This window comes from Amycolatopsis sp. lyj-346 (assembly GCF_046548975.1).
In the GTDB taxonomy this organism is placed as follows: domain Bacteria; phylum Actinomycetota; class Actinomycetes; order Mycobacteriales; family Pseudonocardiaceae; genus Amycolatopsis.
The window spans coordinates 140,503-165,136 of record NZ_JAJPWT010000006.1 but is presented as its reverse complement, the minus strand read 5'-3'; the positions used below and the strand labels follow the sequence as shown (position 1 = coordinate 165,136).

Below are 24,634 nucleotides of genomic sequence, written 5' to 3'. Positions count from 1 at the left end.
CGGCTGCCTCCTCGCGTCCACGTCATCCCCTGCCTGGATGCACGGACGCGCGCGGGAAAGCGTTCAGCTTTGGTCGGACCAGCCGCTCAGCCGGGTCAGCAGGCGCTCGAGGACCGCCGGGTCCGCGGCCACCGGGTCGCCGGAGACGGGCTCGTCGACGAGCGTGCGGCGGTCCTGGCGCCGCGGCAGGCGCACCTGCCGCGCGGTCATCCCGCCCGGCAGCGGCAGTTCGCACCAGGTGGTGCGGCCACCACCGTCGGCGGGCGCGACGCCCATCCGTTCGCCGGGCCGCCCCGGCGTGTCCGGCCGCCCGGGGACGTCGTCGTCGACCTCGATCGAGAGCACCTCGGCGCGCAACCGCAGCCGCAGCGTGACGAAGGCGGGCGCCTTCGGATCGCCGGCCTCGACCACGGCTCCGACCAGGTGTCTCGCGGTGGCGGTCACCTGCTCCAGCATCGGCAGCAGGGACCAGTCGGTGAGAATCAGGCGGACGAACAGCTCGGTGACCGGAAGCGCGCTGGGCTGCGCGACGAGCCGGATGTCGTCCATCTGGGAGGTGTGCGCGCTCAAACCCGACCTTCCTCGCCCCGGTACAGCCCGTGCCGCACCACGTCAGTCCGCCCGCCGCGGCACGGTACCGCCCAGCCCGGGTGTTGCCGCCGTCGGGGCCACGGGTGCGAGATCCTCCCGCGGGTGGGCCGCTGGTGGGGGGCCATGGGATCGAGCGCGGGACGGCCGGATCACGGCGGCGAGGGTTCCGCGCGCCGCCCGGGGCCAGGGCGAGATCCCGCCACGCGGCTGCGGCCGCGGCCGCGGCTGCGGCTGCGGCCATCGGGCGAGGCCCGCCACCGGCACCAGAACCGCCCACCGGCCGCAGCCCTCGGGCGAGGCCACCGCCCGCCACCGGAACGCCCCGAAGCCCCGCCTCCGAGCCGACCCGCACCGCCCCGGCCCCCGCCCGCGACCAGTGCCACCCCGAGGCCCCCGCCTCCCAGCCGGCCCCGCCCCGCACCGGCCGCGCGGGCGTCACCGCGCGGCCGGGCTCCGGACCCCCGGCACGGCCCTGATCACACCCGGGCCGGCACCCACAGCTCGTCGATGGCGCGCTCCGCCGCCGCGAGGCTCTCCTCGGCGAGGGGAACCAGCTCCGCCATCGCCGGGCGGACCGCTGCCAGCGTCAGCTCCGCGGTGATGAAGCGCGGCTCCAGCCCGGTCAGGGAAACGCCGTGCGGCAGCCACTGCTGGGCGTGGTCCCAGCCTTCGCGGGGCGTGCCTTCGCCGTAGCCGCCGCCCCGGCTGGCCAGCACGACGAACTCGCGGCCGCCGAGCAGGCCGGTGTAGGTCTCGGGGTCGATCGAAAGACCCGGGGCGATGAGGTGGTCGACCCAGGCCTTGACGCTGCTCGGCGGGCCGAAGTTGTACAGCGGCAGGCCCAGCAGGACCGTGTCGGCCGCCTTCACCTCGCCGACGATGTCGAGGGTCCGCGCCCAGGCCGCCGTCTGCTCCGGAGTGTGCTGTTCCGGCGGGGTCCGGTCGGCCAGGCCGCCCGCCGCGTCGAGGTGCGGAAGGGGGTTCGTGCCCAGGTCGCGGTAGGTGACCGTGCCGTCCGGGTGCGCCGAGCGCCACGCCGCCGCGGCCCGCGCGCTGAGCCGCCGGCTCACCGAGGCCTCGCCCTGGATGCTCGAGTCGATGTGCAGGAGATGCGCCATGTCGTTAGCCGTCCATAGATCGTTGGTGCAAGACAAACTATTGATAGCACATCGACCATTGGCTTGCCCATATACTGGGCGCATGACCTCGCTCCCGGTCGTCGACCAGCCCCCGCACCGCTGCGGTGCGCTGGTCGACCACCTCGCGCGCCGGCTGCGGCTGCGCAGCGAGTCGGTGCTGGCCCCGCTCGGGCTGCGGCCGCGCCACCTGATCGCCCTCACCGTGCTGCGCGACCGCGGTGGCAGTTCGCAGCAGCACCTGGCGAAGATGCTGGAAATGGACAGCACGAACGTGGTCACCCTGCTCAACGAGCTGGAGAACGAGAACCTGATCGAGCGGCGCCGGTCACCCGCCGACCGCCGGCGGCACCTGGTCGAGCTGACCGACGTCGGCGCGAAGCTGCTGGCCCGCGCCGAGTTCGCCTTGACGGCGGTCGAGGACGAGGTGTTCAGCGCGCTGAGCGACGACCAGCGCGAAACGCTCTACACGCTGTTGCGGCAGGCGGCGAGCAAGACGGCGACGGAAGCCTGCCGGGAAACCCCGCCCTGCTGAGGCTCAGGCGCCGGCGATGTCCCGCGCCAGCTGCCGCGCTTCCGGCAGCGTGAACTTCCCGGCGATCTGCGTGGCCCCGTCGGTGATGGCGGCCTGGATCTGCGGCGCGGTGAGCACCTGGCTCCGCACGACCATCGCGACCTGCTTGCCGACGTTGCGCCCGGTCCACTCCGCCCACGTCCGCGCCGCGGCGGCGGTGAAGGTGAGGTCGACGAAGGAACTGCCCGTCGCGGGATCGAGGCGGGCCTGGACCCAGCCCACGTCCGCACCGCTGAGGAAAACCGGGCCGAGCACGTACCGGGTGCCCTGCACGCGGTCGCAGCTGACCAGCGGAAGCGCCGGGTCGTCCCGGCCGTCGAGGGCGTCCGGCGCGCCCGCCGCGCAGTCGAGCGCTCGCGCGGCGGCCTCCTGCGTGGCGGGGTCGGTGCTCTGCCGCTGCCCCGGTGCGCCGGCGGCGGGCCCGGGCGGCAGCTCGCTCAGCACCGGACGGAACCGCAGCCTCGTCCCGTCTTCGATGACGAAGCCGTCCTGGGAGGCGTGGGCCCGGCCGGGCACGTCGGCCGAGCACCCGGCGGCAGCAGCGAGGACGGCGACGGCCGCGAGGAGAATGCGCACAACCGCTCATCCTGGCGGGTGCGCACCGGATTCGTCGAGAGTTTCCGGCGGAAAGAGGCGCGGCATGAAGCCGAGCATCAGCGCCGACCAGACCACGTGCGTCAGCAGCGGCGCCTGCACCCCGCCCGACCGGCCGCGCTGCCAGGCGAACAGCGTGCCCATCACGGCCGAAGCCAGCACCAGCGCGGGATTGCGCGTCGCCGTCGTGGAAAGCACGTACACCGCGGTCGAAACCCGCGCTCCGGCCGCGTCGTAGAGCGCGCCGCGGAAGAACACCTCTTCCGCCGCTCCCGTGAGCAACGTCGTCGCCGCCACCGAGGCCGTCGAGCCGCGGCGGGCGTGGTCCAGCACGCCGGCGATCGCCCGGCGCAGCGGCGGGATGCGGCGGGCCACCAGCGCGCACCCGTAGAACACGCCGAACGCGCCCGTCCCCGCCGCCACCGGCTGGACGACGTCCCGGCGGCCCCGGCGGACCGGCCCCGCGGCCCGGGCGCCGGCGAACCACGTCGCCGCGACCGACGCCGTGAGCACGTGGAACCGGCGGGATCCGGGACGGCTGGCCAGTGACGCGCCGAGCAGCCCGGAGCCGGCGGCGGTCACCACGGCGAGGACCGGCTTCACGCCGTCCGCCTGCTCTTCGCCCGCTCGCCCAAGGCCTGCAGGACGGCTTCGTCGTAGCCCATCGGCTCGAACTCGACGATCCGGCGGATCGCGTCGTCGCGGACGACGACCTCGTTGGTCATCGAGTCGATCAGCGCCCGGCCGGTCGTGACGTCGATGTCCGTGACGAGCGAAAGCCAGTACGACGACAGCCGCGGGGACAGCAGCGGCACCGGCAGGATCAGCAGCGGCCGTCCCTCGATCGCCGCCACCCGCTGCAGCATGTCGCGGTAGGCCAGCACTTCGGGGCCGCCGATGTCGAACGTCCGCCCGGCGGCTTCCGGGTGGCCGAGGACGCCGACGAGGTAGCGGACGACGTCGGCGACCGCGATCGGCTGGGTGCGCGTGCCGACCCAGCGCGGGGTCACCATCGCCGGCAGGTGCTCGACCAGCTGCCGCGTCAGCTCCCACGACGTGCCGCCGTGCCCGACCACGATCCCGGCGCGCAGCACCGTGACCGGCACCCCGGTTTCGCCCAGCAGCCGCTCGACCTCGCGTCGGCTGGCCAGGTGGTCCGACAGGGCATCGTCGTCGTCCCCGAGCCCGCCGAGGTAGACGATCCGGTGCAGGCCGGCGTCGCCCGCGGCCCGGGCGAACGCCCGCGCGGCGTCGGCGTCGCGGCGCTTGAAGTCCGCACTGTCGAGTGAATGCACGAGGTAGTAGGCGGCCTCGACGCCCTTGAGCGCGTCACGCAGGGAACCGACGTCGGCGACGTCGCCGCGCACGGCTTTCCCGGCGCCGCGGTACTTCGCGGGGCTGCGGGTCATCGCGAGCACCTCGTGCCCGGCCGTTTCCAGCGCCGGGCACAGGCGGCTGCCGACGAACCCCGACGCTCCGGCCACCAGCACCCGCATGCCCGCGACGTTAGCCGGGACGGCCTTCGCGCGCAGATCGTCCGCTGCCGGCGAAGCAGACCGCGGCGACGACCCCGGCGCAGCCGGTCAGCTGCGCCCACCCGGGTGTCTCGCCGAGCAGGCCGATGCCGAGCACCGCGCCGACCGGCTGCAGCAGCATCAGCGTCGCCCCGGTGGTGGCGGACATCCGGTGCAGCGCGGCGGAGATCAGCAGCCAGCCCGCCAGCTGGCCGACCCCGGCGAGCGCGGCCAGCCAGCCGAACGCCGGCCAGCCCGGCGCCAGGTCGAGCGTCCCGGTCGGCACGCCGAGCACGACGGCGACCGCGCCGGCCGAGACCGTGGCGAGCACCAGCGCGTGCGCCTGCGTGCCCGTGCCGCCGCTGAGCCGGATCAGGAAGAGGTAGCCGGCGTACCCGGCGCCGGCCAGCAGCGCCGCGACGGCGCCGGTGACCGGGTCCGGGCCGAACGAACCGGTGCCGGCGAACCCGCCGGCCAGCACAATCCCGGCGAGCAGTACGGGCACCACGACGAGGAACCGCTTCGACGGCCGCTCGGCCAGGAAGGCGAAGGCCAGCAGCGGCACGATGACGACCTGCACGGCGAGGAGCACGGTGGCGATGCCGGCGCCGACCCGCGGGATCGCTTCGCCCCAGAGCACGAAGTCCAGGCCGAGGCCGGCCCCGGCCAGCAGCGGGAAGAGCACGCGGCGGCGCGCTGCCGGGCCGGCCTTCCGCCGTTCCCGCCCGGCCAGCAGGACCAGCACCGGCAGGGCGAGCAGGCAGCGCCAGAACGCGCTCGTGCTGCCGCTGACGTGGGAAACCCTGATGAAGACCGACGACAACGCGATGCAGAAGCTGCCGAGGGCGGCGAGCAGCCGCGGATCGAAGCGGCGGGTGAACGTCGGGGCGGGGCGGGCGGCGGTCGTGAGCACGCCTCCAGCGTGCGGGGCACAACTGTCAAGGACAAGCGACGATTTCTGCGGGAAATTCGGTAGCATCACTACCGTGTTTGGACTCGAGCGGATGCGGGCGCTGCACGCGGTCGCCACCCACGGCTCGGTCGCCGCGGCGGCCGAGTCCCTGCACGTCACGCCGTCCGGGGTGTCGCAGCAGCTGGCGAAGCTGGAACGGGAAGCCGGCCAGCGGCTGCTGGAGCCGCGCGGCCGCGGCGTCCGGCTGACGACGGCGGGCCAGGTGCTGGCCGGGCACGCGGAACGGATCCTCGCGCAGGTCGCCGCGGCGAAGGCCGACCTGGAGCTGCTGCGCGAGGACGTCATCGGGCCGCTGCGGATCGGCGCCATCCCGACGACGGTCCACGCACTGCTGCCGCCCGCGCTGGCCACCCTCGCCGCGCAGCACCCGCGGCTGGCGGTGACGCTGCACGAGGGCGAGGCCGAGCAGACCATGCCCCGCGTGCTGGCCGGCGACCTCGACGTCGGGGTGCTGGAGAGCTGGAACGACCGCCCGACGGTGATCCCGCCGTCGGTGACGCGCATCGCGCTGTTCTCCGACGTCGCGGACCTCGCCTTGCCCGCCGGGCACCGGCTGGCCCACCGCAAGGCGGTCGATCTGTCCGAAGTGGACGACCTGCCGTGGATCGGCTGGAGCGCCGGGTCCGGGTGCCACGAGTGGCTGGTGCAGGTGCTGCGCAAGCAGCGGCTGGAGCCGCGGATCACCTGCACGGTCGGCGGTTACCCGACCCAGCTGGCGTTGGTGGCGGGCAACATCGGCGCCGCGCTGGTACCCCGGCTGGCCCGCGACCGGCTGCCCGACGGGGTCAGGATCCTGACCACGCGCCCGGCACTGACCCGCACGATCTACGCGGTCTGCCGCGCGGGTGAGGAGGACCGCGGGGCGGTCCGGGCGTGCCTGGACGCGTTGCGAACGGCCTCGGCGCGCTTCGAGAGCGCGGGACGGCCCGCCGCCTGATCCATCTACTGTGGACGGTTGAGCCGGGCCACCATCTCGGTCACCAGCCGGCCCGGACGCCGGTGGTGCACCAGGAAGATCTCCCGCGCCGGCCGCGCATCCGCCGCGTCGCGCACGTCGACGCGCGCCGGACTCACCCGTTCGAGCACGCTCTCCGGCACGAACGCGACGCCCAGCCCGGCCTCCACCAGCGCCACGATCACCTGGTAGTCCCGGGTCTCGTACGCCACCCGCAACCGGACGCCGGCGGCGCCGGCGAGCTGCTCCAGACAGGCCCGGTTGGGCACGCCCGGGCTGCCCGAGATCCAGTCTTCCGCGGCCAGCGCCGCCAGGGTGAGCCGGCGGACGCGCGCCTTCGCGTGCCCCTTCGGCAGGATCAGCCGGAACCGCTCCGAGCGCAGCAGGGTCCGGTCGAGGCCGCGCGGGTCGGGCAGCGGGGCGCCGGGGTAGCGGTGGGTGATCAGCAGGTCGAGGTCCCGGGCGCGGACCAGGCCGTACCCGTCCGGTGGCTCCAGGTCCAGCAGCCGCAGCGCCACCCCGGGGTGGTCACGGCGGAAATCGGCGAGCGCGGCGGGCACCAGGGTCATCCCCGCGCTCGCGAACGTGCCCACGGTGAGCTGCGCCGGCTCCTCCTCGAGCAGGGCGCGGACCGTCCGCTCGGCCGTGCGCAGCTCGCCGACGATCGCCTCGGCGTGGGCGAGCAGCGCCTCCCCGACCGGGGTGAGCGTGACGCCGCGGGCGTGGCGGCCCAGCAGGCGGGCGCCGACGTCGCGCTCCAGCTTGGCCAGCTGCTGCGAGACGGCGGACGGGGTGAAGGCGAGTCTCTTGGCGGCCGCGGCGATCGAGCCGGCGTGCGCGACCTCGGCCAGCACGGCCAGGCGGTGGGCGTCGAGCACGGAAGCCTCCAGCCGTAAGTTGTGCTAAATCGAGCATAGGAGACGTCGCTGGTGCTTACGCCCGGTCCGCGCGCATGCTGGACACATGATCAGTACTGCGGATGTGGAACGGGCGGCCGCGCGCATCGAGGGCCGGGTCCGCCGGACGCCGGTGCTCGCCGCGGACGAAGGCGTGTGGTTCAAGCTGGAGCAGCTCCAGCACACCGGGTCGTTCAAGGCCCGCGGCGCCTTCAACCGGATCCTCGCCGCGGGTGCGCAGACCGGGGTCGTGGCCGCTTCGGGCGGCAACGCCGGCCTCGCCGTCGCCTACGCCGCCCGGGAGTTCGGCCTCCCGGCGCGGGTCTACGTCCCGGCGACCGCGCCCGCGGTCAAGGTCGCGAAACTGCGGCAGTTCGGCGCGGCCGTGGAACTGGTCGGCGAGAAGTACCTCGACGCCTACGACGCGGCTGTGAAGCACGCCGCGGATTCCGGCGAGCTGTTCTGCCACGCGTACGACCAGCCGGACATCTGTGCCGGTCAGGGCACCCTCGGCCGGGAACTGCTGGAGCAGGTGGGCGACCTGGACACGATCGTCGTCGCGGTGGGCGGCGGTGGGCTGCTGGCCGGCATCGCCGCCGCGGTCGAGGGCCGGGCACGGGTGGTCGGCGTCGAGCCGCGCACGATCCCGACGCTGCACTCGGCGCTGGCGGCGGGCGAGCCGGTCGCGGTCGACGTCTCCGGCGTCGCCGCCGACTCGCTGGGCGCGACCCGGCTCGGCGACATCGCCTTCGCGGTCGCCACCCGCACGAACGCGGGCTCGGTGCTGGTGGACGACGCCGCCATCGTCGAAGCGCGGGCGGCGCTGTGGGACCGCTACCGCCTCGCCGTCGAACCGGGCGGGGCGACGGCGTTCGCCGCGCTGCTGTCCGGCGCCTACCGGCCCGCACCGGGCGAACGGGTGGCCGTCGTGCTCTGCGGCGCCAACTCCGACCCGGCGACGCTCACTTCCCCGACAGCAGCGCCACCACCGGGGCGAACTCTTCGAGGAACGCACCGTTGACGCTGACGTAGGACACGCCGAGTTCTTCGCGGCGCCGTTCGAGCTCCGCCGCCATGTCGTCGGCGCTGCCGCGGAGCATGGCCAGCGAGTCGTGTTCGGCGAGCGTCTCGGCGTCGACCCCGAGGAAGCCGCGGATCCACGGCGGCACGTGCTCGCCGACGGCCCAGATGTTCAGCGACAGCTCCACGTCGCGGTCACCGGCCGCCTCCCGGATTTCCCCGACGTGCCCGGCCATTTCTTCGCGGGTGGTCAGCGGGCCGCCGGCGAGGGCGACGATGTCGGCCTTCGCCCCGGCGAGGCGGCGCACCTTCGGCCCGCCCGCGGCGATCATCACCGGCGTGTGCGCGTCGCCGTCGAGCCGGCGGACGTGGTCGACGGTCTCGGAGATCGAGTCGAGGCGCTCCTGCCCCGAGCCGTAGGGCAGCCCGAGTTCTCCGGCCTGCTGCCGCATCTCCGGCCGCCCGGTGCCGAGACCGAGTTCGAACCGGCCGCTGGTCACCACGGTCAGGCTGTGCGCCTCCCAGGCGGCCGCCCGCGCGGTGCGCAGCGGGCTGGCCAGCACGAACGAGCCGACGCGCAGCTCGGTCGTCGCCGCGGCGGCCGCGGCCAGCGCCGCGGTCGGCGTCGGCATTTCCAGGCTGTCCGGGCACAGCAGCGTCGAATAGCCGAGCTCTTCGGCGCGGCGAGCGGTGGCCAGCCAGCCAGCTGCGTCATTGGCGCCCGCGACCACGCCGAACCGGAACGCCTTCTGCGGCATCGAAGTACCCCCACGTCGTTGGTCCTTCGATCAAACCACCGGTGCGCCCGGCCGTGCCACCACGACCGGGCGCGCGCCCGGCATCAGCCGCGCTGGTACTCCTCCCAGGTGACCTTCGCGACCTGGGGGCCGTCGTCGGCGCCGCGGCCGGCCAGGCCGTTCATGCCCAGGTAGTAGTCGCCGGTCTGGTGCTGGGCACCCGACGACAGGTCCGGGTCGGAGATGGCCATCGCGTGGATGTGGGGGTCGAAGCCCTGCGCCGGCGTGCGGTACCAGGCCGCGAACCCGACGTTGCGCAGCGCCTTCAGCAGGTTCGTCCGGTTGGTCGACGACATGCCGGACACCGAGATGTCCATCGCGCCGCCGCCGTCGTGCGTCCCGGCCGAGGCGTCGACGCCACCGGCGTTGTACGAGCCCTGCGTCAGGACGACCTGGAAGCCCGCCTTTCCTTCCGCCGCAACGAGCATCGCCTTGGTGCGGGTGTTGAGCGTCCGGCCGTGGTAGGTCACGCGGCTGCCGGCGGAAACCGGGTTCGTGACCGTGTAGCGGCCTTCGCCCAGCTTCTCCAGCGAGGTCTTGCCCGGCAGGCCGGAAGCGTCGAGACCGGTGTAGCCCAACGACTTCTGGTACTGCGAGTACGCGGTGATCGTGGTGGTGCCGAAGTAGCCGTCGACGTACTGGCTCGCCAGCAGGCCCTTCGCCTGCAGCGCCTGCTCGACGAGCAGGACGCTGTCGTGCGCGCCGGGGGTCTGGGTGTCGTCGGCGCGGCGCGGGTCGATCTGGGCCGCCTTCAGCACGGTCTCCATGTTCGCCGCGGGCAGCACCGTCGTGGCCGCAGTGTCGGCCTGGGCCGGTGCGGCCACGGCGAACGTCGCGGCGGTGAGCGCCGTGAGCACGGCGGCCTTCGTGAACATCCTTGTCCTCCATGGGTCGGAATCTCTACGACGAGGAGAATCACGCAACCGGATACAAGGGACGTACAAACCGGATCCGCCCGGCGCGGAGCCCCGTCGGCCGCCGGTGACGAGGTGTAATCCCACCCACAATCCTTTCGGGTTTCCGCTGGTCCAGCCGTGTCAGCTGTCGTCACGCAGAGTTTCGAGCGTCCCCCTCTGGACGCTCCCGTGCTCGTTTCGTAACCTGTTCGAGATCTCGCGGCCCCCGGTCGTCCCCCCAGACGGCGACGCGAGATCGCCGCCGATACCCCCTCCCCGGGTACCGGACCCCACCGCGGGCTCTTCCTGTTGCGGTCGAGCGCGCCCCGGGGACGGCGAGGCCCCCGACTCGCCGTCCGGTACCCGCCGGCGGCCGATCAGCAAAGGAGCCCGCGCGAGAATGCGTTCGCATCCCGTCAAGCGCGTGGTGTCAGGTGCCCTCGCTGCAGCCTCGGTGATCACCGTCGTCACCATGGCCCAGCCGGCTACCGCCGCCCCCGTCCCCGTCCTCCAGGCGCCGCCCACCGGCTCGGACGCCCTCGCCAAGTACCGCGATCTCGCGGCACAGGCGGAAAAGCTCAACGAGGACCTGCTTCGCGCCCAGGACGACCTGACCGCGAAGCAGGGGCAGCTCGACAAGGCCAACGCCGACGTCACCAACGCGAAGAACGCCGGCGCCCAGGCCATCGAGGCCAAGAAGAAGTACCAGTCCGAAGTGGACAAGTTCGCCGACGCATCCTTCACCAGCGGCGTCCAGATGAACAAGCTGTCGGCACTGCTGGCCGGAACGTCCACCCAGGACTTCCTGGACCGCTCCGCGGCGCTCGAGGTCATCGCGACCGACAAGAACGCCGCGATGGACAACCTCAGCGGCGCGGCGGCCAAGGCCGCGGCGGCCGAGAAGACGGCCGCCGACGCGGCGAAGCAGGCGCAGGACGCCCGTGACGCGGCGGCGAAGCTGACGTCGGACATCGAGGCCAAGAAGAAGGACCTGCAGACCCAGATCGACCAGATCGAGGCGCAGAGCCGGACCCTCAGCAGCGCGGACCGGGCCGCCCAGAAGGACACCGGCGGGGCCGCGCCGAACGTCAAGGCGCCCACCGCGGCCGCGCAGGCCGCGGTCAACGCGGCGCTGAGCAAGCTCGGGAGCGCCTACGTCTGGGGCGCCACCGGGCCGGGCACGTTCGACTGCTCGGGCCTCATGCAGTGGGCGTACAAGCAGGCCGGCATCACCCTGCCGCGGAACTCCGCGGCGCAGGCCGGTTTCGGCACCCCGGTGTCGCGTTCGCAGCTGCAGCCCGGCGACCTGGTCGCCTACTACTCCCCCGTGTCCCACATCGGGATGTACATCGGCGACGGCAAGATGGTGCACGCCCCGACGAGCGGCGACGTCGTCAAGATCTCGCCGCTGATGAGCGAGTACGCGGGAGCCACGCGCCCCACCGCCTAGCGTCCGGCCGGTGCCCCGTTCCGCGAAGTGTAGAAATCGCGGAACGGGGCACTTTGCGCACATGGACGAGAACCCTGACGCCGCCACCGTCGAAGCCGTCGGCAAGGTGACCGAGGCGCTCGAGACGATCGAGCGCGCCCGGGGACACCTCTACTCCTTCCACCAGCTGACCGGAAGCGGGGACCTGGCCCTCGGCGAGGCCGTGGAGCAGCTCCGCGAAGCCGGGCACGGCGACTGGGCGCGGCGGATTTCCGAAGAGCTCATCGGGCTGAACGTATTACCCGATCGGTGGACTTTCCAGGTCGTCGAGGAGTACGACGACGGCTACTACAAGGCGTGCCGCGACCTCGAGCGCGAGCTGCTGGCTTCCCTCACCGGAGGGCGCCGCCACCTGCACGAACAGCAGATGAAGGACGACCGCCGCACGCACGGGCGGCCCGGCCACGAGGCGGGTGCCCCGAGCACGCCCCCGGCCGGCACGTGAGCGGCGGTTGTCGGACCCCTGCGCTACAGTCGAACGCAGGCGAACAGGTGTTCGATCAGAGTCGAGGCCTCAAGGATTCGAGGGGAGCTGTGTCATGACGGATCAGGTGGAACCGAACCCGGAGAAGGACCCCAGCGACTGGACCACCGGGGACGAGCCGATGACCGGGCCGCAGAAGTCCTACCTGCAGACGCTGGCCCAGGAAGCCGGCGAAGAGGTGCCGGACAACCTGACGAAGGCGGAGGCGTCCGAGCGCATCGACGCCCTGCAGAAGGCCACCGGCCGCGGCACGTGAGGGCGCACCGAGGCGTGGATTCGGGGGGCGCCGCTGTGCCCGACGCCACGGCTTGCCGCTCACCGGTGCGGGTAGCCGGGCAGCTGATGCCTCGATGAGTGAAGGCTCGCGTACCGGGTATCTCCTGGGCATGTCCCAGCCGAACGAACAGCAACCCGAGATCGCGCGGCCCGCCACCCCGGATCCCGGCCGGCCCGAAGACCGGCTCTACCGTCCCGGCGACGGCGAACCGCCGGACAGTCCCGAAGAAGCCCGGGACATCGGGGCAAAAGTGATCGGCGAACTGCGGGAGCGCCGCGGAAGCTGAGCGTTCAGGCCGCTTCCGGCAGCGCCGCACCCGTCACGCGGAGCAGGAACTCGGCGTTGGAACCGGTCTTGCGGAGCTGCTCCAGCAGCTGCTCGATCGCGTGCGGCCCCGGCAGCGCCCGCCGGACCTCGCGCATGGCCACGAGTTCGGCCGGGGTCACCAGCAGTTCTTCGCGCCGGGTGCCGGATGCCGCCACGTCGACCGCCGGGAAGACCCGTCGCTCGGCCGCCTTGCGGTCGAGCTTCAGCTCGGCGTTGCCGGTGCTCTTCAGCTCCTCGAAGAACACCGTGTCGGCCAGCGAACCGGTTTCCACCAGCGCCGAGGCGATGATCGTGAGCGAACCGCCACCTTCGATGTTCCGTGCCGCGCCGAGAATCCGCTTCATCGGCTGCAACGCGGCCGCGTCGACGCCGCCGGACAGTGTGCGGCCGGACGGGCGTGCCGAGAGGTTGTACGCGCGGCCGAGCCGGGTCAGCGAGTCGAGCAGCAGGACGACGTCTTCGCCGTGCTCCACCATGCGTTTCGCGCGCTCGACGGCGAGTTCCGCCACCGCAACGTGTTCGGCGGGCGGACGGTCGAAAGTGGACGCGATCACCTCGCCGCGCACGGTCCGGCTCAGCTCGGTGACCTCTTCGGGACGCTCGTCGGCGAGCAGGACCAGCAGCCGGCAGTCGGGGTGGTTGACCGACAGCCCGTGGCCGATTTCCTGCAGCACGGTGGTTTTCCCGGCTTTCGGCGGCGAAACGACCAGGGCCCGCTGCCCCCGGCCGATCGGGGTGACGAGGTCGATGACGCGGGGCAGCAGCCGCCCGGGTGTGGTTTCGAGCAGCAGCCGCCGGTCCGGGTGCACCGGCACGAGGTCGGTGAAGCGGGGCCGCGGTTCGTCCGGGTCGCGGCCGTTGACGCTGACGATCTTCTCGGTGGTGCCGACGAGTTCGTCGCCGGGCCGCAGGTTGTGCTTGCGGACCAGCGAAAGCGGGACGGCGACGTCTTCGGGCACCGGCCGGTAGCCGGGCCGGACGAACGGGGTTTTGCCGGACAGGTCGAGGATTCCGTGAAAAGACATGGGTGTCTCCAGAGAGGGTGCCGGGCCTGCGCACGACGGCGAGACCGGTGGTGGAGGAAAGAGGCCGACTGGCCTGGATTCCGGGAAGCTGCCTCCGGGCGGCCGAGGGGCCGACATCCGCGAGGAGCGTTTCCACTGTAGCGACAGATCTCACGAAGCACAACGGGTAAGACCCCGTGGCGGTGGGTAGTCCACCGGAGAGCCCGCTGATACGGGGAACCGCGGCTGAACGATGGGAGCGGATCGTGTATCGACATACCCCGGAGACTGGCGTCGATACGGGCGAGAGCACCGACGCCGACCAAGCCGGGACCACGGCCCCGGAGCGCTTCACCGCCGGAGCCGTGGTCGTCTCGACCTTCGAAGAGCTGGCACCGGCCTTGCCCAACGAGATGGCCGGCCTGCGCCGCAAGCTGATCCACTGGCTGGGCGAGTTCCCGCTCGACCCGGACAGCACGCACGACATAACGCTGGCCACGTACGAAGCACTGGCGAACGTGGCGGCGCACGCCTACCCGGACGGCCACGGCTGGGCCCGCTTGCAGGCCCGCCGAGAGGGCGACACGGTCACGGTGACGGTCACGGACACCGGCTGCGGCATCCCGGCAACGCGCCCCCGGGCAGCGGCCCTGCGCACCTCGGGTGGCCGCGGCTTGCTGCTGATCGACCAGGTGGCGGACCAGTCCGACATAGACACGGGCACAAAGGGGACAACGGTCCGCATGACCTGGCGTCCCCCGTCCCTCCGCGACGCAGGCTAGGCTCGCCACGCCCCGCCGACCAGGCCCGGGCCTGTTGCGAGCCAAGCGGCAGCCAGATGACTCACCGAGCCTGCCGCAAGCCCAGCAGCGGCCAGTCGACTCGCCAAAGCTCCGGCCGCGAGCCAAGCAGCAGTCGGCTGACTCGCCGAAGCTCGTCGCGAGCCAAGCTGCGGCCAGGCGACTCACCAAGCCCGCCGCAAGCCCAAGGCAGCCGACAGCTGACTCGTCAAAGCCGCGCGAGCCGTGAGCCGCGAGCCAGGCAACAGCCCATCGACTCGCCGAACCCCTATCCCCGCGCCAACCGGCGGCCGATCGGCTCGCCAAAGCGCCAGATCACCCCACGCCCGCCGGCCGCCCAGCAGCGCGCCGGCGGGCCCGTGCGCGGCGGCCTACCGGTTCAGCCCGCCGCTCACCGAGCACATCGCCCGGTCGTCCCTCTTTCCCCGGCCGCCCTCCCCCGGCGGCCCGTGCACTCCCCCAAGCTCCCCTCAAGCTTCCCTCAAGCCGCCTCGGCCAGGCGGACCAGCCTGTTCCTCGGGTACGAAACCAGCTCTCGCTCCTCATCCGTGGTGAAGATCTCGACGGAATCCTCCAGCAACTCCGCCGAATTCACCTGCAGCTGCCACGCGGGCAGCCCCGGCGCCGGCTCGTGCCAGAACCACTGGCCCTTGGTGAGCTGGTGCGCCGGGACTGTCGCGTCGTCCGTTTTCATGTGCTGAGGCTATCCGTCACCACCGACAGTTTTCGCAGCACCTCGAACCTGTGACGGCGACCACTGATGACGACCACTGTGGACTAGCCGGTCGCGCAGGTCACGGTCGGCGCCGTCAGGTTGCCGCCGTGCTGGACCGTGAAGCCGATGACGTTGCCGCTGCCGTTCGGCCTGGCCGTCAGGACGTAGCCCGTGCTGTCCCACGTTCCCGTGTAGTTCCAGCTGCCGCTCACCTTCTGCGGCGCGTGGAACGTCACGGTCAGGACCCAGTTGTTCGTCCCCGACACCGTCACCTGGCCGTTGAAGCCCACGTTCCACTCGGCCGTCTTCACGTAGGCCGCCGAACAGCCACCGGGGGAAGGCGTGGTGGGGGTGGTCGGGGTGGTGGTCGTGCCGCCGTCCGGGGGTGTTCCGCCGTTCAGCGCCTCGAGCACCGCCGTGTAGGCCGCCTTCTTCTGGCCGTTGCCGTCGAAGAGCAACGGCTTGGCCGACGCCCGCCACGAGTCCGTGTCGCGGATGCCCCACACCGTGATCCCGGTGCACCGCACGACCGCGAGGCACGCCGAAGTCACCGTGCGGAAGTTGTTCGCCTGCGCCGTCCCCGAGCCCTCGATGTCCAGCTCGGTGATCTGGACGTCCACGCCGAGGTTCGCGAAGTTCTGCAGCGTCGTCTGGTAGTTCGACGGCACCGGGCTGTTGGGGTTGAAGTGCGACTGCAGGCCGACGCAGTCGATCGGCACGCCGCGGGACTTGAAGTCCTGGACCATGCGGTACACGGCCTGGGTCTTCGCGTGGCTCCAGTCGTCGGTGTTGTAGTCGTTGTAACACAGCTTCGCGGCCGGGTCGGCGGCCCGCGCCGCGCGGAACGCCGCCTCGATCCAGTCGTCGCCCGTGCGCTGGAGGTTCGAATCACGCCGGGCACCGGAGCTGCCGTCGGCGAACGCCTCGTTCACCACGTCCCACGCGAAGATCTTGCCGCGGTAGTGGGTGGCGACCTGGGTGACGTGGTTGAGCATCGCCTGCCGCAGCGCCGGCCCCTCCATGCTCTGCATCCAGCCCGGCTGCTGCGAGTACCAGGCCAGCGTGTGCCCGCGCACCCGGGCGCCCTGGCTCGTCGCCTGGTTCACGATCCGGTCCGCGTTGGCGTAGGAGAATTGGCCCTGCGAAGGCTCGGTCGCGTCCATCTTCATCTCGTTCTCCGGCGTGATCATGGAGAACTCGCGGCTCAGGATGCCGGTGTACACGCTGTCCGACAGCTTGCCCGCCGAGACCGCCGTGCCGAAGTACCGCCCGGTCCGGGCCGCCGCGCTGCCCAGCGTGCTCCCCGCGGGCGGCGTCGAAGACGTCGTCGTGGTCGGCGTGGTGGTCGTCGAACCACCGCTGTTCAAGCCGAGGAACGCGATCGCGTACTGGAGCATCCCGTTCTGCGGCAGGGAGTGCCCGGCCCCCTGGACGCTGATGCCCTCGACCGGCGCCTGCGTGCCGGTGCCGCCGTAGCGGGTGCGCGTCCAGCCGGACTGCGGGGCATCGCTCGACGACGGCGTCTGGCTCAGCCCGTGCAGGTTCGTCCACTGCTTGATCTCTTCCCCGAAGTTGGGGTAGCGCAGGGTGTCGTCCGCCGTGCCGTGCCACAGCTGCATCCGCGGGAACGGGCCGGTGCGGCCCCCGCTCAGCTGGCGGGCCTGGTCGCCCCACTGCTGCGCCGTCTTGGTGACCTGGCCGTTGGCGCACTGGCTGTTCCAGCTCGACCCGTCGGTGGTCGCGAAGCAGCCCGCGGGCACGCCCATGAACGCCGAGCCGGCGGCGAACACGTCCGGGTACTCCGCGGCGAGCACGTTCGTCATCATCGCGCCCGAGGAGAACCCGGTGGCGTACACGCGGGAGGAGTCGACGTTGTAGCGCTGCTTGGCCCAGTTGACCATGGAAAGGATGCCGACGGGGTCGCTGCCGCCGCCGCGGGTGAGCGCCTGCGGTGAGGAAACGTCGAAGCACTGCCCGCTGCGGGTGGCTTCCGGGAACACGATGACGTACCCGTACTGGTCGGCCGCGGTGACGTAGTCGCGGGCGTAGCCGTTGAAGATCGCCGACGCCGATCCGGTGCAGTAGTGGACGGCCACCAGCAGCGCCGGGCGGGCGGCGACGCGGTCCGGGACGTACGTGTACATGTTGAGGTTGCTGGGATTGCTGCCGAAGCCGGTGACCCGGGTCAACGTGGCCGCGGACGCCGGCTGCGCCGCCACGACCAGCACGATCGCCGCGGCGATCGCCAGCACGGCGGCGGAAAGGGCGGTGAGGAGTCTTCGCACTCGAGGAGATCCTTTCCGGGGCGGGAACGCAGCTTGCCGACAGATGGTTCGTCGCCGCGCCCGGCCGGTCAACGATTATCGAAACGTTTCGGGAACTTTCGAGCGGTTCACCGATCGGCCGTCCCGGCGGAGTTCTGACAGGATTCCGGGATGACCGAGCTCCTGCTGGGCCCGCTGCTGCGGCACGTCGACGCCACCTCGGCGACGATCTGGGTCGAGACGGACGGCCCGTGCGAAGTGCGCGTCGGTGACACCGCCGCCCGGACGTTCGAGGTCTCCGGCCACCACTACGCGCTGGTCGTGCTCACCGGGCTGGCACCCGGGCGGAGCACGCCGTACCAGGTGCGGCTCGACGGCGACGTCGTCTGGCCCGAACCGGACGCCGGCCTGCCGCCGAGCCGCATCCGCACGCTGAAACCCGGCGACCCGCGGTTCCGGCTGGTGTTCGGGTCCTGCCGCAAGCCGCTGGAGCAGAACGCGCTGGGCTCGGACGCGCTCGCCGCCTACGCCCACCGGATCGCCGCCCTCGACGAGGCGGAGTGGCCGGAATCGCTGCTGCTGCTGGGCGATCAGGTCTACGCCGACGAAACCACCGGCGCGACCCGCGAGTGGCTGGCCACGCGCCGCGACACGAGCCGCCCGCCCGGCAACGAGGTCGCCGACTTCGAGGAGTACTGCCACCTGTACTTCGAGGCCTGGTGCGATCCGGCGGTCCGCTGGCTGCTCTCCACCGTGCCGACGTCGATGATCTTCGACGACCACGACGTCCGCGACGACTGGAACACCTCGCAGGCCTGGCGCGAAAAGATGGCCCGCACGCCCTGGTGGCCGGAACGCATCCGCGGCGCGCTGGTCTCGTACTGGGTCTACCAGCACCTGGGCAACCTGGGGCCGCGGGAACTGGCCGAAGACGACCTCTACCAGCGGGTGTGCAAATCGGGTGTGAACAACGCCGAGCTGCTGCGCGAGTTCGCCGACCGGGCCGACCGGGAGGCCGACGGCGCCAAGGGCACCCGGTGGTCCTACCGGCGCGACTTCGGCGCGGTCCGGCTGCTGGTGATCGACTCGCGGGCCGGGCGGATCCTCGAGGGCGGGCAGCGGTCGATGATCGGCGAGGAGGAGTTTCGCTGGATCGAACAGCAGGCGTCCGGCGAGTTCGACCACCTGCTGATCGGCACGTCGCTGCCGTGGCTGCTGCCGACGGCGCTGTCGGCCGCGCAGTCGGTCAACGAACGGCTCTGCGCCCGGCCCGGGCTCGTCGGGCGGGTCGGCGAGTGGTTCCGGCAGCTGGTGGACATGGAGCACTGGCCCGCGTTCCGCGCCTCGTTCGAGCGGCTGGCGAAGCTCATCGCCCGGGTCGCGGACGACGGACCGGCGTCGGTCAACGTGCTTTCGGGCGACGTGCACCACGCCTACGTGGCGCGGGCCGCGTTCCCCGGCGGGACCGCGGCACCGGTCCACCAGCTGACCTGCTCGCCGGTGCACAACACCGTGCCGTGGTACATGAACCGGCTGTTCCGGGCCGGCTGGTCGAGGCCACTGACCAGGGCGAGCGAGTGGCTGGCCCGCCGCGCCGGGGTCCGGACGGCGCCGCTGTCGTGGCGCTGCGTGTCCGGGCCGCACTTCGGGAACGCGGTGATGGCGCTGGACATCGACGGGCGCACGGCCACGGCGACGCTGCTGCGGCCCGGCGCCGACGAGGAGCCGGTCCGGCTGGCCTGAGGGTGGGTGTGGCACGGCCACCCTCGTGAAGCGGTTCCGGGTTAGCCTCGGATCGTGGCCAAGGAAAACGCGCTCGGAGAGTTCCTCCGGGCCCGCCGTCAGCAGGTGGGCCCGGAAGAGCTGGGCCTGCCCGCGGGCGGGTCGCGCCGGGTCGCGGGCCTGCGCCGCGAGGAGGTGGCGCTGCTGGCCGGCGTCAGCACCGACTACTACATCCGGCTCGAGCAGGGCCGGGAGCGCAACCCGTCGGCGCAGGTCGTCGACGCGCTCGCCCGCGGGCTGGCGCTGGACGACGACGCCTCGGCCCACCTGCACCGGCTGGCCCAGCCGGTGCCGGGACACCGTCGCCGCGCCCGGCGGCCGGCCGTCCACCAGGCGCAGCGGGTCAGCCCGAACCTGCTGCGCCTGATGGACGGCTGGCCGGGGACGCCCGCGGTGGTCCTCGGCCGCTGCCTCGACGTGCTCGCGCACAACGCGCTGGGCCAGGCGCTGTTCGACGGGCACACCCACAGCGGCGACCTGGTCCGCCTGGTGTTCCTCGACCCGGACGCCCGCGAGTTCTACCCGGACTGGGAGCGCGTGGCCGTCAACACGGTCGGCGGCCTGCGGGCGGCCGCCGGGATCGACCCCGACGACCCGCAGCTCATCGACACCGTCGGCGAGCTGTCGGTCAAGAGCGCGGACTTCCGACGGCTGTGGGCCCGCCACGACATCCGGCAGAAGACCCACGAAACCAAGCGGTTCCGCCACCGGCTGGTCGGCGAGCTGGAACTGAGCTACGAGGCGCTGACCGTCAACAGCGCCCCCGGCCGGCAGCTGATCGTCTACCAAGCCGAACCGGGCAGCCCGTCGGAAGCGGCACTGGCCCTGCTGGGCAGCCTCGCCGCCTCCTGAACCACCCTTTCCCATCCATCCACAATGGACGGAGTACTTCGTCGTGCCCGAAAAGCGTGCCATTCCAGGAAAACCCGCCGGTTCCGAAGATACCGTTTGGTTCATCACCGGTTGCTCCACCGGCCTCGGCCGCGCACTGGCCGAAGCCGTGCTCGACCGCGGACTGCGCGCGGTCGTCACCGCCCGCGATCCGGCGCGGGTCGCCGACCTCGCCGAAGCGCACGGCGACCGCGCGTTGGCCCTGCCGCTCGACGTCACCGACCACGCCCAGGTCGTCGACGCCGTGAAGCGGGCCGAAACGGCGTTCGGCCGGATCGACGTCCTGGTCGGCAACGCCGGCTACGGCTACCTCGCCGCGGTCGAGGAAGGCGAGGACGAAGAGATCCGGAAACTGTTCGACACCAACGTGTTCGGCCTCGCCGACGTCACCCGCGCGGTGCTGCCGGGCATGCGGGCGCGCCGCCGCGGCCACATCGTCACCGTGTCTTCGCTCGGCGGCTTGGCGGCCTTCGGCGCCACCGGCTACTACCACGCGACGAAGTTCGCCGTGGAGGGGTTGTCGGAATCCCTGGCCGCGGAAGTGGCGCCGCTGGGCATCAAGGTGACCATCGTGGAGCCCGCCGCGTTCCGCACCAACTGGTCCGGCCCCTCGATGCGGCAGTCGGCGATCCGCATCGACGACTACGCCGGCACGGCGGGCGCCCGCCGGGAGGCGACGCTCTCGACGTACGGCCGTCAACCGGGCGACCCGGCCCGCGCGGCCGAGGCGATCCTCACCGCCGTCGGCAGCGACGAACCTCCGCTGCGCCTGCTCCTCGGCCGGGCCGCCCACGACATCGCCACCGCCCGGCTCGACACCCTCCGCGCCACGTTCGGCGCCTGGCGCGAGACCACCCTCGCCGCCGACTTCCCGGAAGGAACCCTGTGAAGACCGTCCTCATCACCGGAGCCAGCAGCGGTATCGGCCGCGCCACCGCGCTGCGCCTCGCCCGCGAAGGCCACCACGTCGTGCTCGGCGCCCGGCGCGAAGACCGGCTGACCGCGTTGGCCGAGGAAATCCACGACGCCGGCGGCACCGCCGACGTGCACCGCCTCGACGTCACCGACCGTGCGGCCGTCGCCGCGTTCGCCGACGCCGCCGTCGAGGCACACGGACGGCTCGACGTCTTCGTCGCCAACGCCGGCGTGATGCCGTTGTCCCGCCTGGATTCGCTGCACGTCGACGAGTGGGACCGGATGCTCGACGTCAACGTCCGCGGCCTGCTGCACGGGATCGCGGCCGCCCTGCCGCACTTCCGGCGCCAAGGCGGCGGCCACTTCGTGACGATCGCCTCCACCGGCGCGCACGAGGTGGTGCCGACGGCCGCGGTCTACTGCGGCACCAAGTACGCGGCCCGGGCGATCACCGAAGGCCTGCGCCGGGAAGCCGGCCCCGGCCTCCGCGTGACGACCGTCTCCCCCGGCGTCACCGAGTCCGAACTGGCGGACAGCATCACCGAACCGGGCGCGCGGGAGGCCATGCGCGCCTACCGCGCGGTGACCCTCTCACCGGACGCCATCGCCGGAGCCGTCTCCTATGCGATCGGCCAGCCGGACGACGTCGACGTCAACGAGATCGTCGTGCGGCCCACCACCCAGCGCTGACCCGCCGTGTCGACCCGCCCATCACGCGTGTCGGCTCGGCAATCACGCGTGTCGTCCCTTCCGGCACGGCGGCCGCAGCGCTCGGCGGCCGGCCCGGGTGATCGGGGAGCCGACACGCGTGATCAGGAGGTCGACACGCGTGCTTGCGGGGTCGACACGGCGGGGGTGGGCTCAGCGCTCCAGCTCGGCGATGACCCGCGGGATCTCCGCGACGAGTTCCCGTGCCAGCAGGCCGGTGCTCCCGGTGTCCGGGATCAGCCGCTGGCCGGCGACGGCGTGGACGTGCGTTGCCCAGCAGGCCGCCTGGTCGACGGCCGCGCCGCGGGCGAGGAAGCCGCCGGTCAGGCCGGCCAGCACGTCGCCGCTGCCGGACGTCGCCAGCCCGACGTGGCCGCTGCCGTCGCGCCAGACCCGGCCGTCCGGCGAGGCGACCACGCCCATGAGCAGCACCACCCCGCCGTAGCGCGCGGCGATCCGCTTCGCCGTCTCCAGGTCGTCGACGTCCTTTTCCTCGCAGCCGTCGAGGAAGGCGGCTTCGACCCGGTTCGGGGTGAGGAGGAGGCGGCCGGACAGGGGTTCCGCGAGCGCGGGGTCCCGGCTCAGCGCGCCGAGCGCGAACGCGTCGAGCACCACCCGCGCGGCCGGGGCGATGGCGGGCACCAACCGCCGCAGCAGGTCTTCGGTCTCCGAAGCGCCGGTCAGGCCCGGGCCGACGACGACGGTGCCGGCGTCGGGCAGCACTTCGGCCAGCCGGTCGACGGCGTCGGCGGCGATCGCCCCGGTGCCGGTCTCGGGCAGGCCGAACACCGACGATTCGGGCACCGAGACGCCGAGTGCCGTCGCGTGCCGTTCGGCGACCGCCACCTGCAGCGTGCCGGCCCCGGCGCGCAGGGCGGCGGTCCCGGACAGCGCCGGCGCCCCCGGCACGGTCCGGGCGCCGCCGACGACGAGCACGGTGCCCCGGTCGGCCGCGCCGATCCGCCAGTCCCGCAGCAGGGCCGGGCTGATCGGCGCCGGCTCAGGTGAGCTGCTGCGCGGCATCGTCGTCCGCCGTCGGCGGGGTGTCGGTGGCGTGCAGGTGGCCGATCTCCTGGGCCAGCACCATGGTGAACCCGCCGTCGGAGTCGCGTTCCCAGGCCGTGACCGAGCCGTTCGGGACCTCGGTGGCCTCGGCCGCCCGCAGCAGGTCGGGTTCGGGCAGCCCTTCGAGCAGGTAGCGCAGGGCGAAGACGGTCATCTCGTGGGCGGCCAGCAGAACGCGCTTTCCGGCGTGTTCCACGCTCAGCTCGGTCAGCAGGGACCGCAGCCGCAGCACGACGTCCGCCCAGGACTCCCCGCCCGGCGGCCGGTAGTAGAACTTGCCCAGCCGCCGCTTGCGCCGCAGCTCGTCGGGCCACCGCTCGCGGACGCCGTGCGAGGTCAGCAGGTCCAGCACGCCGAGCTCGCGGTCGCGCAGCCGTTCGTCGGGGATGATCGCCACCCCGTCGGGCGTGGCCAGCCGTGCGGTGTCCCAGGCGCGGCGGTAGGTCGAGGTGACGACGACGTCCGGCGGCCGCTGCGCGAGGAACTCCCCCGCCGCCGAAGCCTGTTCCCGCCCCAGGTCCGTGAGCGGCACGTCGGCGTCGCGCTCGGCGACGTCGATCACGTCCGCGCCGGCCGACTCCGCCGCTTCCCTGGCCATGTTCCCGGTGCTCTGGCCGTGCCGCAGCACACCCACCCAGTCCAAGTCGACGTTCACGTCGCCCAGGTACCCCGGGAGACCCGCCGACGAAACCCGGGATGGTTAGGCAGGCAAAGGAGCCAAGGCTAGGGTCGTTCCATGTCGCGAAGTCTCGACGCCCACGGCCGGCTGCAGCAGCTCGAATCGATCATCGGTGCCCCGGCCGAGCACCTCGGCCTGACCGAGCTGCTCACCGAAACCCTGCGGCGCCTGCGCGAGGCCATGGCCGTCGACACCGCGACCGTGCTGCGGTACCAGGCCAACGGCCGTCAGCTCGTGGCCACCGCCGCGGCCGGCATCGAGGAGGAGGTCCACCAGGGCGTGCGGGTGCCGGTGGGCAGCGGGTTCGCCGGCCGGGTCGCGCTCGAGCGGGCGCCCGTCATCCTCGACCACGTCGACGAAACCACCGTCGTGAACTCCCTGTTGTGGGAACGGGGACTGCGCGCCATGCTCGGCGTGCCCATGGTGGCCGGGAGCGAACTCGTCGGCGTGCTGCACGTCGGCTCGGTGACGCCGAGGCGGTTCGACGAGACCGAAGTGGCCACGCTGCAGCTGCTCGCCGACCGCCTCGCCATGGCGGTCCAGGTGGAGGCGCTGGAGGAGAACCGCACCGCCACCATGGCACTGCAGCACAGCCTGCTGCCCAGCAGCCTGCCCGAGGTGCCGGGCCTGTCCTTCGGCACCCGGTACGTGCCCGGTGCGGAAACCGGGCTCGGCGGCGACTGGTACGACCTGTTCTCCCTGCCGGGCGACCGGCTCGGCGTCGTGATGGGCGACGTCTCCGGCCACGGTCTCGACGCGGCCGTGATCATGGGCCGGCTGCGCAGTGCCCTGCGCGCCTACGCGCTCGACTGCGAAAGCCCCGCCGAGGTGCTCACCAAGCTCGACCGCAAGGCCAACCACTTCGAGCACGGCGCGATGGCGACGGTGGCCTACGGGATCATCGGCCCGGGCCGCGAGGCGTTGACGTTGTCCCTCGCCGGCCACCTGCCCCCGGTGTTCGCCCGGCCGGGCGAACCGGGCCGGCTGGTGGACGCACCCCCGGATCCCCCGATCGGGCTGACCATCGGCGAGCCCGAGCGGCGCACCACCGTCGTCGAACTGCCGCAAGAGGGCGTGCTGGTGTTCTACACCGACGGGCTGGTCGAGCGACGGGACCGCCCGGTGGACGTCGGCATGCGGAAACTGGCGGAGACCGTGCGCGCCGGCGATCCCGAACGGGTGTGCGCGCAGGTCATGGCCAAGATGATCGGGAACCGGGCGGCCCAGGACGACGTCGCCCTGCTGGCCCTCCGGCGGTGGAGCGTCCCGGCCGGCGGCTGACGCGGCC

Annotated in this window: 27 protein-coding genes; 13 read left to right on the top strand and 14 right to left on the bottom strand. The window is 72.7% G+C overall.

Features of this window, described 5'->3' with window-relative positions; genetic code table 11:
- Positions 1-63: 63 nt before the first annotated feature.
- Both ACLJQE_RS20875 and ACLJQE_RS20870 read right to left on the bottom strand, forming a co-directional pair.
- A complete protein-coding gene (locus ACLJQE_RS20875) occupies positions 64-570 on the bottom strand; it encodes an ATP-binding protein (protein WP_410640966.1) in 507 nt (168 codons plus the stop codon).
- Positions 571-1,067: 497 nt separating this feature from the next.
- The gene (locus ACLJQE_RS20870) at positions 1,068-1,709 is read right to left on the bottom strand and encodes an FMN-dependent NADH-azoreductase (RefSeq protein ID WP_410640965.1); all 642 of its coding nucleotides are present in this window, start codon (positions 1,707-1,709) and stop codon (positions 1,068-1,070) included.
- Positions 1,710-1,791: 82 nt separating this feature from the next.
- Between ACLJQE_RS20870 and ACLJQE_RS20865 the strand changes: the two genes are divergently transcribed.
- Positions 1,792-2,262: a MarR family winged helix-turn-helix transcriptional regulator gene (locus ACLJQE_RS20865; RefSeq protein ID WP_410640964.1), complete on the top strand. Its 471-nt coding sequence runs from the start codon at positions 1,792-1,794 to the stop codon at positions 2,260-2,262.
- Between the two features lie 3 nt (positions 2,263-2,265).
- Here ACLJQE_RS20865 and ACLJQE_RS20860 read toward each other — a convergent pair whose 3' ends face one another.
- From ACLJQE_RS20860 to ACLJQE_RS20845, 4 genes are read right to left on the bottom strand one after another with little or no spacing between them, the layout of a single operon-like run.
- Positions 2,266-2,877, bottom strand: coding sequence for a SecDF P1 head subdomain-containing protein (locus ACLJQE_RS20860; protein WP_410640963.1), 612 nt, complete (start codon positions 2,875-2,877; stop codon positions 2,266-2,268).
- 6 nt (positions 2,878-2,883) lie between these two features.
- Positions 2,884-3,498: a CPBP family intramembrane glutamic endopeptidase gene (locus tag ACLJQE_RS20855; protein WP_410640962.1), complete on the bottom strand. Its 615-nt coding sequence runs from the start codon at positions 3,496-3,498 to the stop codon at positions 2,884-2,886.
- Entirely contained in the window at positions 3,495-4,391 is an 897-nt protein-coding gene (locus ACLJQE_RS20850) for an NAD(P)H-binding protein (RefSeq protein WP_410640961.1), read from the bottom strand. Before ACLJQE_RS20850 ends, ACLJQE_RS20855 begins: the two co-directional genes overlap by 4 nt.
- 10 nt (positions 4,392-4,401) lie before the next feature.
- The gene (locus tag ACLJQE_RS20845) at positions 4,402-5,322 is read right to left on the bottom strand and encodes a DMT family transporter (protein WP_410640960.1); all 921 of its coding nucleotides are present in this window, start codon (positions 5,320-5,322) and stop codon (positions 4,402-4,404) included.
- A 73-nt stretch (positions 5,323-5,395) separates the two neighbouring features.
- Here ACLJQE_RS20845 and ACLJQE_RS20840 point away from each other — a divergent pair, with 73 nt between their 5' ends.
- The gene (locus tag ACLJQE_RS20840; RefSeq protein WP_410640959.1) at positions 5,396-6,319 is read left to right on the top strand and encodes a LysR family transcriptional regulator; all 924 of its coding nucleotides are present in this window, start codon (positions 5,396-5,398) and stop codon (positions 6,317-6,319) included.
- 5 nt (positions 6,320-6,324) lie between these two features.
- Here the strand turns inward: ACLJQE_RS20840 and ACLJQE_RS20835 are convergent, their stop codons facing one another.
- Positions 6,325-7,215, bottom strand: coding sequence for a LysR substrate-binding domain-containing protein (locus tag ACLJQE_RS20835; protein WP_410640958.1), 891 nt, complete (start codon positions 7,213-7,215; stop codon positions 6,325-6,327).
- 85 nt (positions 7,216-7,300) lie between these two features.
- On the opposite strand from ACLJQE_RS20835, the gene ACLJQE_RS20830 reads away from it, so the two are divergent.
- Entirely contained in the window at positions 7,301-8,254 is a 954-nt protein-coding gene (locus ACLJQE_RS20830) for a threonine/serine dehydratase (protein ID WP_410640957.1), read from the top strand.
- Here ACLJQE_RS20830 and ACLJQE_RS20825 read toward each other — a convergent pair.
- Together ACLJQE_RS20825 and ACLJQE_RS20820 are read right to left on the bottom strand one after the other, a co-directional pair.
- A complete protein-coding gene (locus ACLJQE_RS20825) occupies positions 8,196-9,011 on the bottom strand; it encodes an LLM class flavin-dependent oxidoreductase (RefSeq protein WP_410640956.1) in 816 nt (271 codons plus the stop codon). The two genes, ACLJQE_RS20830 and ACLJQE_RS20825, sit on opposite strands and share 59 nt — an antisense overlap.
- Positions 9,012-9,094: 83 nt before the next feature.
- Complete coding sequence (locus ACLJQE_RS20820) at positions 9,095-9,925, bottom strand: peptidoglycan-binding domain-containing protein (protein WP_410640955.1); 831 nt, start codon at positions 9,923-9,925, stop codon at positions 9,095-9,097.
- Positions 9,926-10,346: 421 nt separating this feature from the next.
- Here ACLJQE_RS20820 and ACLJQE_RS20815 point away from each other — a divergent pair, with 421 nt between their 5' ends.
- The 4 genes from ACLJQE_RS20815 (at position 10,347) to ACLJQE_RS20800 (ending at position 12,482) form a co-directional block, all read left to right on the top strand.
- Entirely contained in the window at positions 10,347-11,396 is a 1,050-nt protein-coding gene (locus tag ACLJQE_RS20815; RefSeq protein WP_410640954.1) for a C40 family peptidase, read from the top strand.
- Between the two features lie 61 nt (positions 11,397-11,457).
- Complete coding sequence (locus ACLJQE_RS20810; protein WP_410640953.1) at positions 11,458-11,880, top strand: hypothetical protein; 423 nt, start codon at positions 11,458-11,460, stop codon at positions 11,878-11,880.
- Between the two features lie 94 nt (positions 11,881-11,974).
- Positions 11,975-12,175: a DUF3072 domain-containing protein gene (locus ACLJQE_RS20805; protein ID WP_387047639.1), complete on the top strand. Its 201-nt coding sequence runs from the start codon at positions 11,975-11,977 to the stop codon at positions 12,173-12,175.
- 130 nt (positions 12,176-12,305) lie between these two features.
- Positions 12,306-12,482 carry a hypothetical protein gene (locus ACLJQE_RS20800; protein ID WP_410640952.1) on the top strand — a complete coding sequence of 59 codons (177 nt, stop codon included), beginning with the start codon at positions 12,306-12,308 and terminating at the stop codon, positions 12,480-12,482.
- Positions 12,483-12,486: 4 nt separating this feature from the next.
- On the opposite strand, the gene rho is transcribed toward ACLJQE_RS20800, so the two are convergent.
- A complete protein-coding gene (gene rho / locus ACLJQE_RS20795) occupies positions 12,487-13,548 on the bottom strand; it encodes a transcription termination factor Rho (protein WP_410640951.1) in 1,062 nt (353 codons plus the stop codon).
- A 245-nt stretch (positions 13,549-13,793) separates the two neighbouring features.
- On the opposite strand from rho, the gene ACLJQE_RS20790 reads away from it, so the two are divergent.
- Positions 13,794-14,309: an ATP-binding protein gene (locus ACLJQE_RS20790; protein WP_410640950.1), complete on the top strand. Its 516-nt coding sequence runs from the start codon at positions 13,794-13,796 to the stop codon at positions 14,307-14,309.
- 499 nt (positions 14,310-14,808) lie between these two features.
- On the opposite strand, the gene ACLJQE_RS20785 is transcribed toward ACLJQE_RS20790, so the two are convergent.
- Together ACLJQE_RS20785 and ACLJQE_RS20780 are read right to left on the bottom strand one after the other, a co-directional pair.
- Positions 14,809-15,021: a hypothetical protein gene (locus tag ACLJQE_RS20785; protein ID WP_043775223.1), complete on the bottom strand. Its 213-nt coding sequence runs from the start codon at positions 15,019-15,021 to the stop codon at positions 14,809-14,811.
- Positions 15,022-15,104: 83 nt separating this feature from the next.
- Positions 15,105-17,327 (bottom strand): PHB depolymerase family esterase, encoded by a 2,223-nt coding sequence (locus ACLJQE_RS20780; protein WP_410640949.1) that lies wholly within the window; start codon positions 17,325-17,327, stop codon positions 15,105-15,107.
- Between the two features lie 150 nt (positions 17,328-17,477).
- Here ACLJQE_RS20780 and ACLJQE_RS20775 point away from each other — a divergent pair, with 150 nt between their 5' ends.
- From ACLJQE_RS20775 to ACLJQE_RS20760, 4 genes are read left to right on the top strand one after another with little or no spacing between them, the layout of a single operon-like run.
- Positions 17,478-19,049: an alkaline phosphatase D family protein gene (locus ACLJQE_RS20775; RefSeq protein ID WP_410640948.1), complete on the top strand. Its 1,572-nt coding sequence runs from the start codon at positions 17,478-17,480 to the stop codon at positions 19,047-19,049.
- A 54-nt stretch (positions 19,050-19,103) separates the two neighbouring features.
- On the top strand, positions 19,104-19,940 hold the full coding sequence (locus ACLJQE_RS20770; protein ID WP_410640947.1) for a helix-turn-helix transcriptional regulator: 837 nt from the start codon (positions 19,104-19,106) through the stop codon (positions 19,938-19,940).
- A 43-nt stretch (positions 19,941-19,983) separates the two neighbouring features.
- Positions 19,984-20,868 (top strand): oxidoreductase, encoded by an 885-nt coding sequence (locus ACLJQE_RS20765; protein WP_410640946.1) that lies wholly within the window; start codon positions 19,984-19,986, stop codon positions 20,866-20,868.
- The gene (locus ACLJQE_RS20760) at positions 20,865-21,584 is read left to right on the top strand and encodes an SDR family oxidoreductase (protein WP_410640945.1); all 720 of its coding nucleotides are present in this window, start codon (positions 20,865-20,867) and stop codon (positions 21,582-21,584) included. The genes ACLJQE_RS20765 and ACLJQE_RS20760 overlap by 4 nt, the downstream gene beginning before the upstream one ends.
- Positions 21,585-21,755: 171 nt before the next feature.
- Here ACLJQE_RS20760 and ACLJQE_RS20755 read toward each other — a convergent pair whose 3' ends face one another.
- On the bottom strand, positions 21,756-22,625 hold the full coding sequence (locus ACLJQE_RS20755) for an NAD(P)H-hydrate dehydratase (RefSeq protein ID WP_410640944.1): 870 nt from the start codon (positions 22,623-22,625) through the stop codon (positions 21,756-21,758).
- Entirely contained in the window at positions 22,603-23,322 is a 720-nt protein-coding gene (locus ACLJQE_RS20750; protein ID WP_410640943.1) for a histidine phosphatase family protein, read from the bottom strand. Before ACLJQE_RS20750 ends, ACLJQE_RS20755 begins: the two co-directional genes overlap by 23 nt.
- A gap of 81 nt (positions 23,323-23,403) precedes the next feature.
- On the opposite strand from ACLJQE_RS20750, the gene ACLJQE_RS20745 reads away from it, so the two are divergent.
- Positions 23,404-24,627: a PP2C family protein-serine/threonine phosphatase gene (locus ACLJQE_RS20745; protein ID WP_410640942.1), complete on the top strand. Its 1,224-nt coding sequence runs from the start codon at positions 23,404-23,406 to the stop codon at positions 24,625-24,627.
- The last annotated feature ends 7 nt before the right edge of the window (positions 24,628-24,634 follow it).

What these genes read in the sequence shown, in the direction of transcription:
- ACLJQE_RS20870 (WP_410640965.1), bottom strand. Translation starts at nt 1,709, where the DNA reads ATGGCGCATCTCCTGCACATCGACTCGAGCATCCAGGGCGAGGCCTCG.
- ACLJQE_RS20865 (WP_410640964.1), top strand. Translation starts at nt 1,792, where the DNA reads ATGACCTCGCTCCCGGTCGTCGACCAGCCCCCGCACCGCTGCGGTGCG.
- ACLJQE_RS20850 (WP_410640961.1), bottom strand. Translation starts at nt 4,391, where the DNA reads ATGCGGGTGCTGGTGGCCGGAGCGTCGGGGTTCGTCGGCAGCCGCCTG.
- ACLJQE_RS20830 (WP_410640957.1), top strand. Translation starts at nt 7,301, where the DNA reads ATGATCAGTACTGCGGATGTGGAACGGGCGGCCGCGCGCATCGAGGGC.
- ACLJQE_RS20825 (WP_410640956.1), bottom strand. Translation starts at nt 9,011, where the DNA reads ATGCCGCAGAAGGCGTTCCGGTTCGGCGTGGTCGCGGGCGCCAATGAC.
- ACLJQE_RS20820 (WP_410640955.1), bottom strand. Translation starts at nt 9,925, where the DNA reads ATGTTCACGAAGGCCGCCGTGCTCACGGCGCTCACCGCCGCGACGTTC.
- ACLJQE_RS20815 (WP_410640954.1), top strand. Translation starts at nt 10,347, where the DNA reads ATGCGTTCGCATCCCGTCAAGCGCGTGGTGTCAGGTGCCCTCGCTGCA.
- ACLJQE_RS20810 (WP_410640953.1), top strand. Translation starts at nt 11,458, where the DNA reads ATGGACGAGAACCCTGACGCCGCCACCGTCGAAGCCGTCGGCAAGGTG.
- ACLJQE_RS20805 (WP_387047639.1), top strand. Translation starts at nt 11,975, where the DNA reads ATGACGGATCAGGTGGAACCGAACCCGGAGAAGGACCCCAGCGACTGG.
- ACLJQE_RS20800 (WP_410640952.1), top strand. Translation starts at nt 12,306, where the DNA reads ATGTCCCAGCCGAACGAACAGCAACCCGAGATCGCGCGGCCCGCCACC.
- rho (WP_410640951.1), bottom strand. Translation starts at nt 13,548, where the DNA reads ATGTCTTTTCACGGAATCCTCGACCTGTCCGGCAAAACCCCGTTCGTC.
- ACLJQE_RS20785 (WP_043775223.1), bottom strand. Translation starts at nt 15,021, where the DNA reads ATGAAAACGGACGACGCGACAGTCCCGGCGCACCAGCTCACCAAGGGC.
- ACLJQE_RS20775 (WP_410640948.1), top strand. Translation starts at nt 17,478, where the DNA reads ATGACCGAGCTCCTGCTGGGCCCGCTGCTGCGGCACGTCGACGCCACC.
- ACLJQE_RS20755 (WP_410640944.1), bottom strand. Translation starts at nt 22,625, where the DNA reads ATGCCGCGCAGCAGCTCACCTGAGCCGGCGCCGATCAGCCCGGCCCTG.
- ACLJQE_RS20745 (WP_410640942.1), top strand. Translation starts at nt 23,404, where the DNA reads ATGTCGCGAAGTCTCGACGCCCACGGCCGGCTGCAGCAGCTCGAATCG.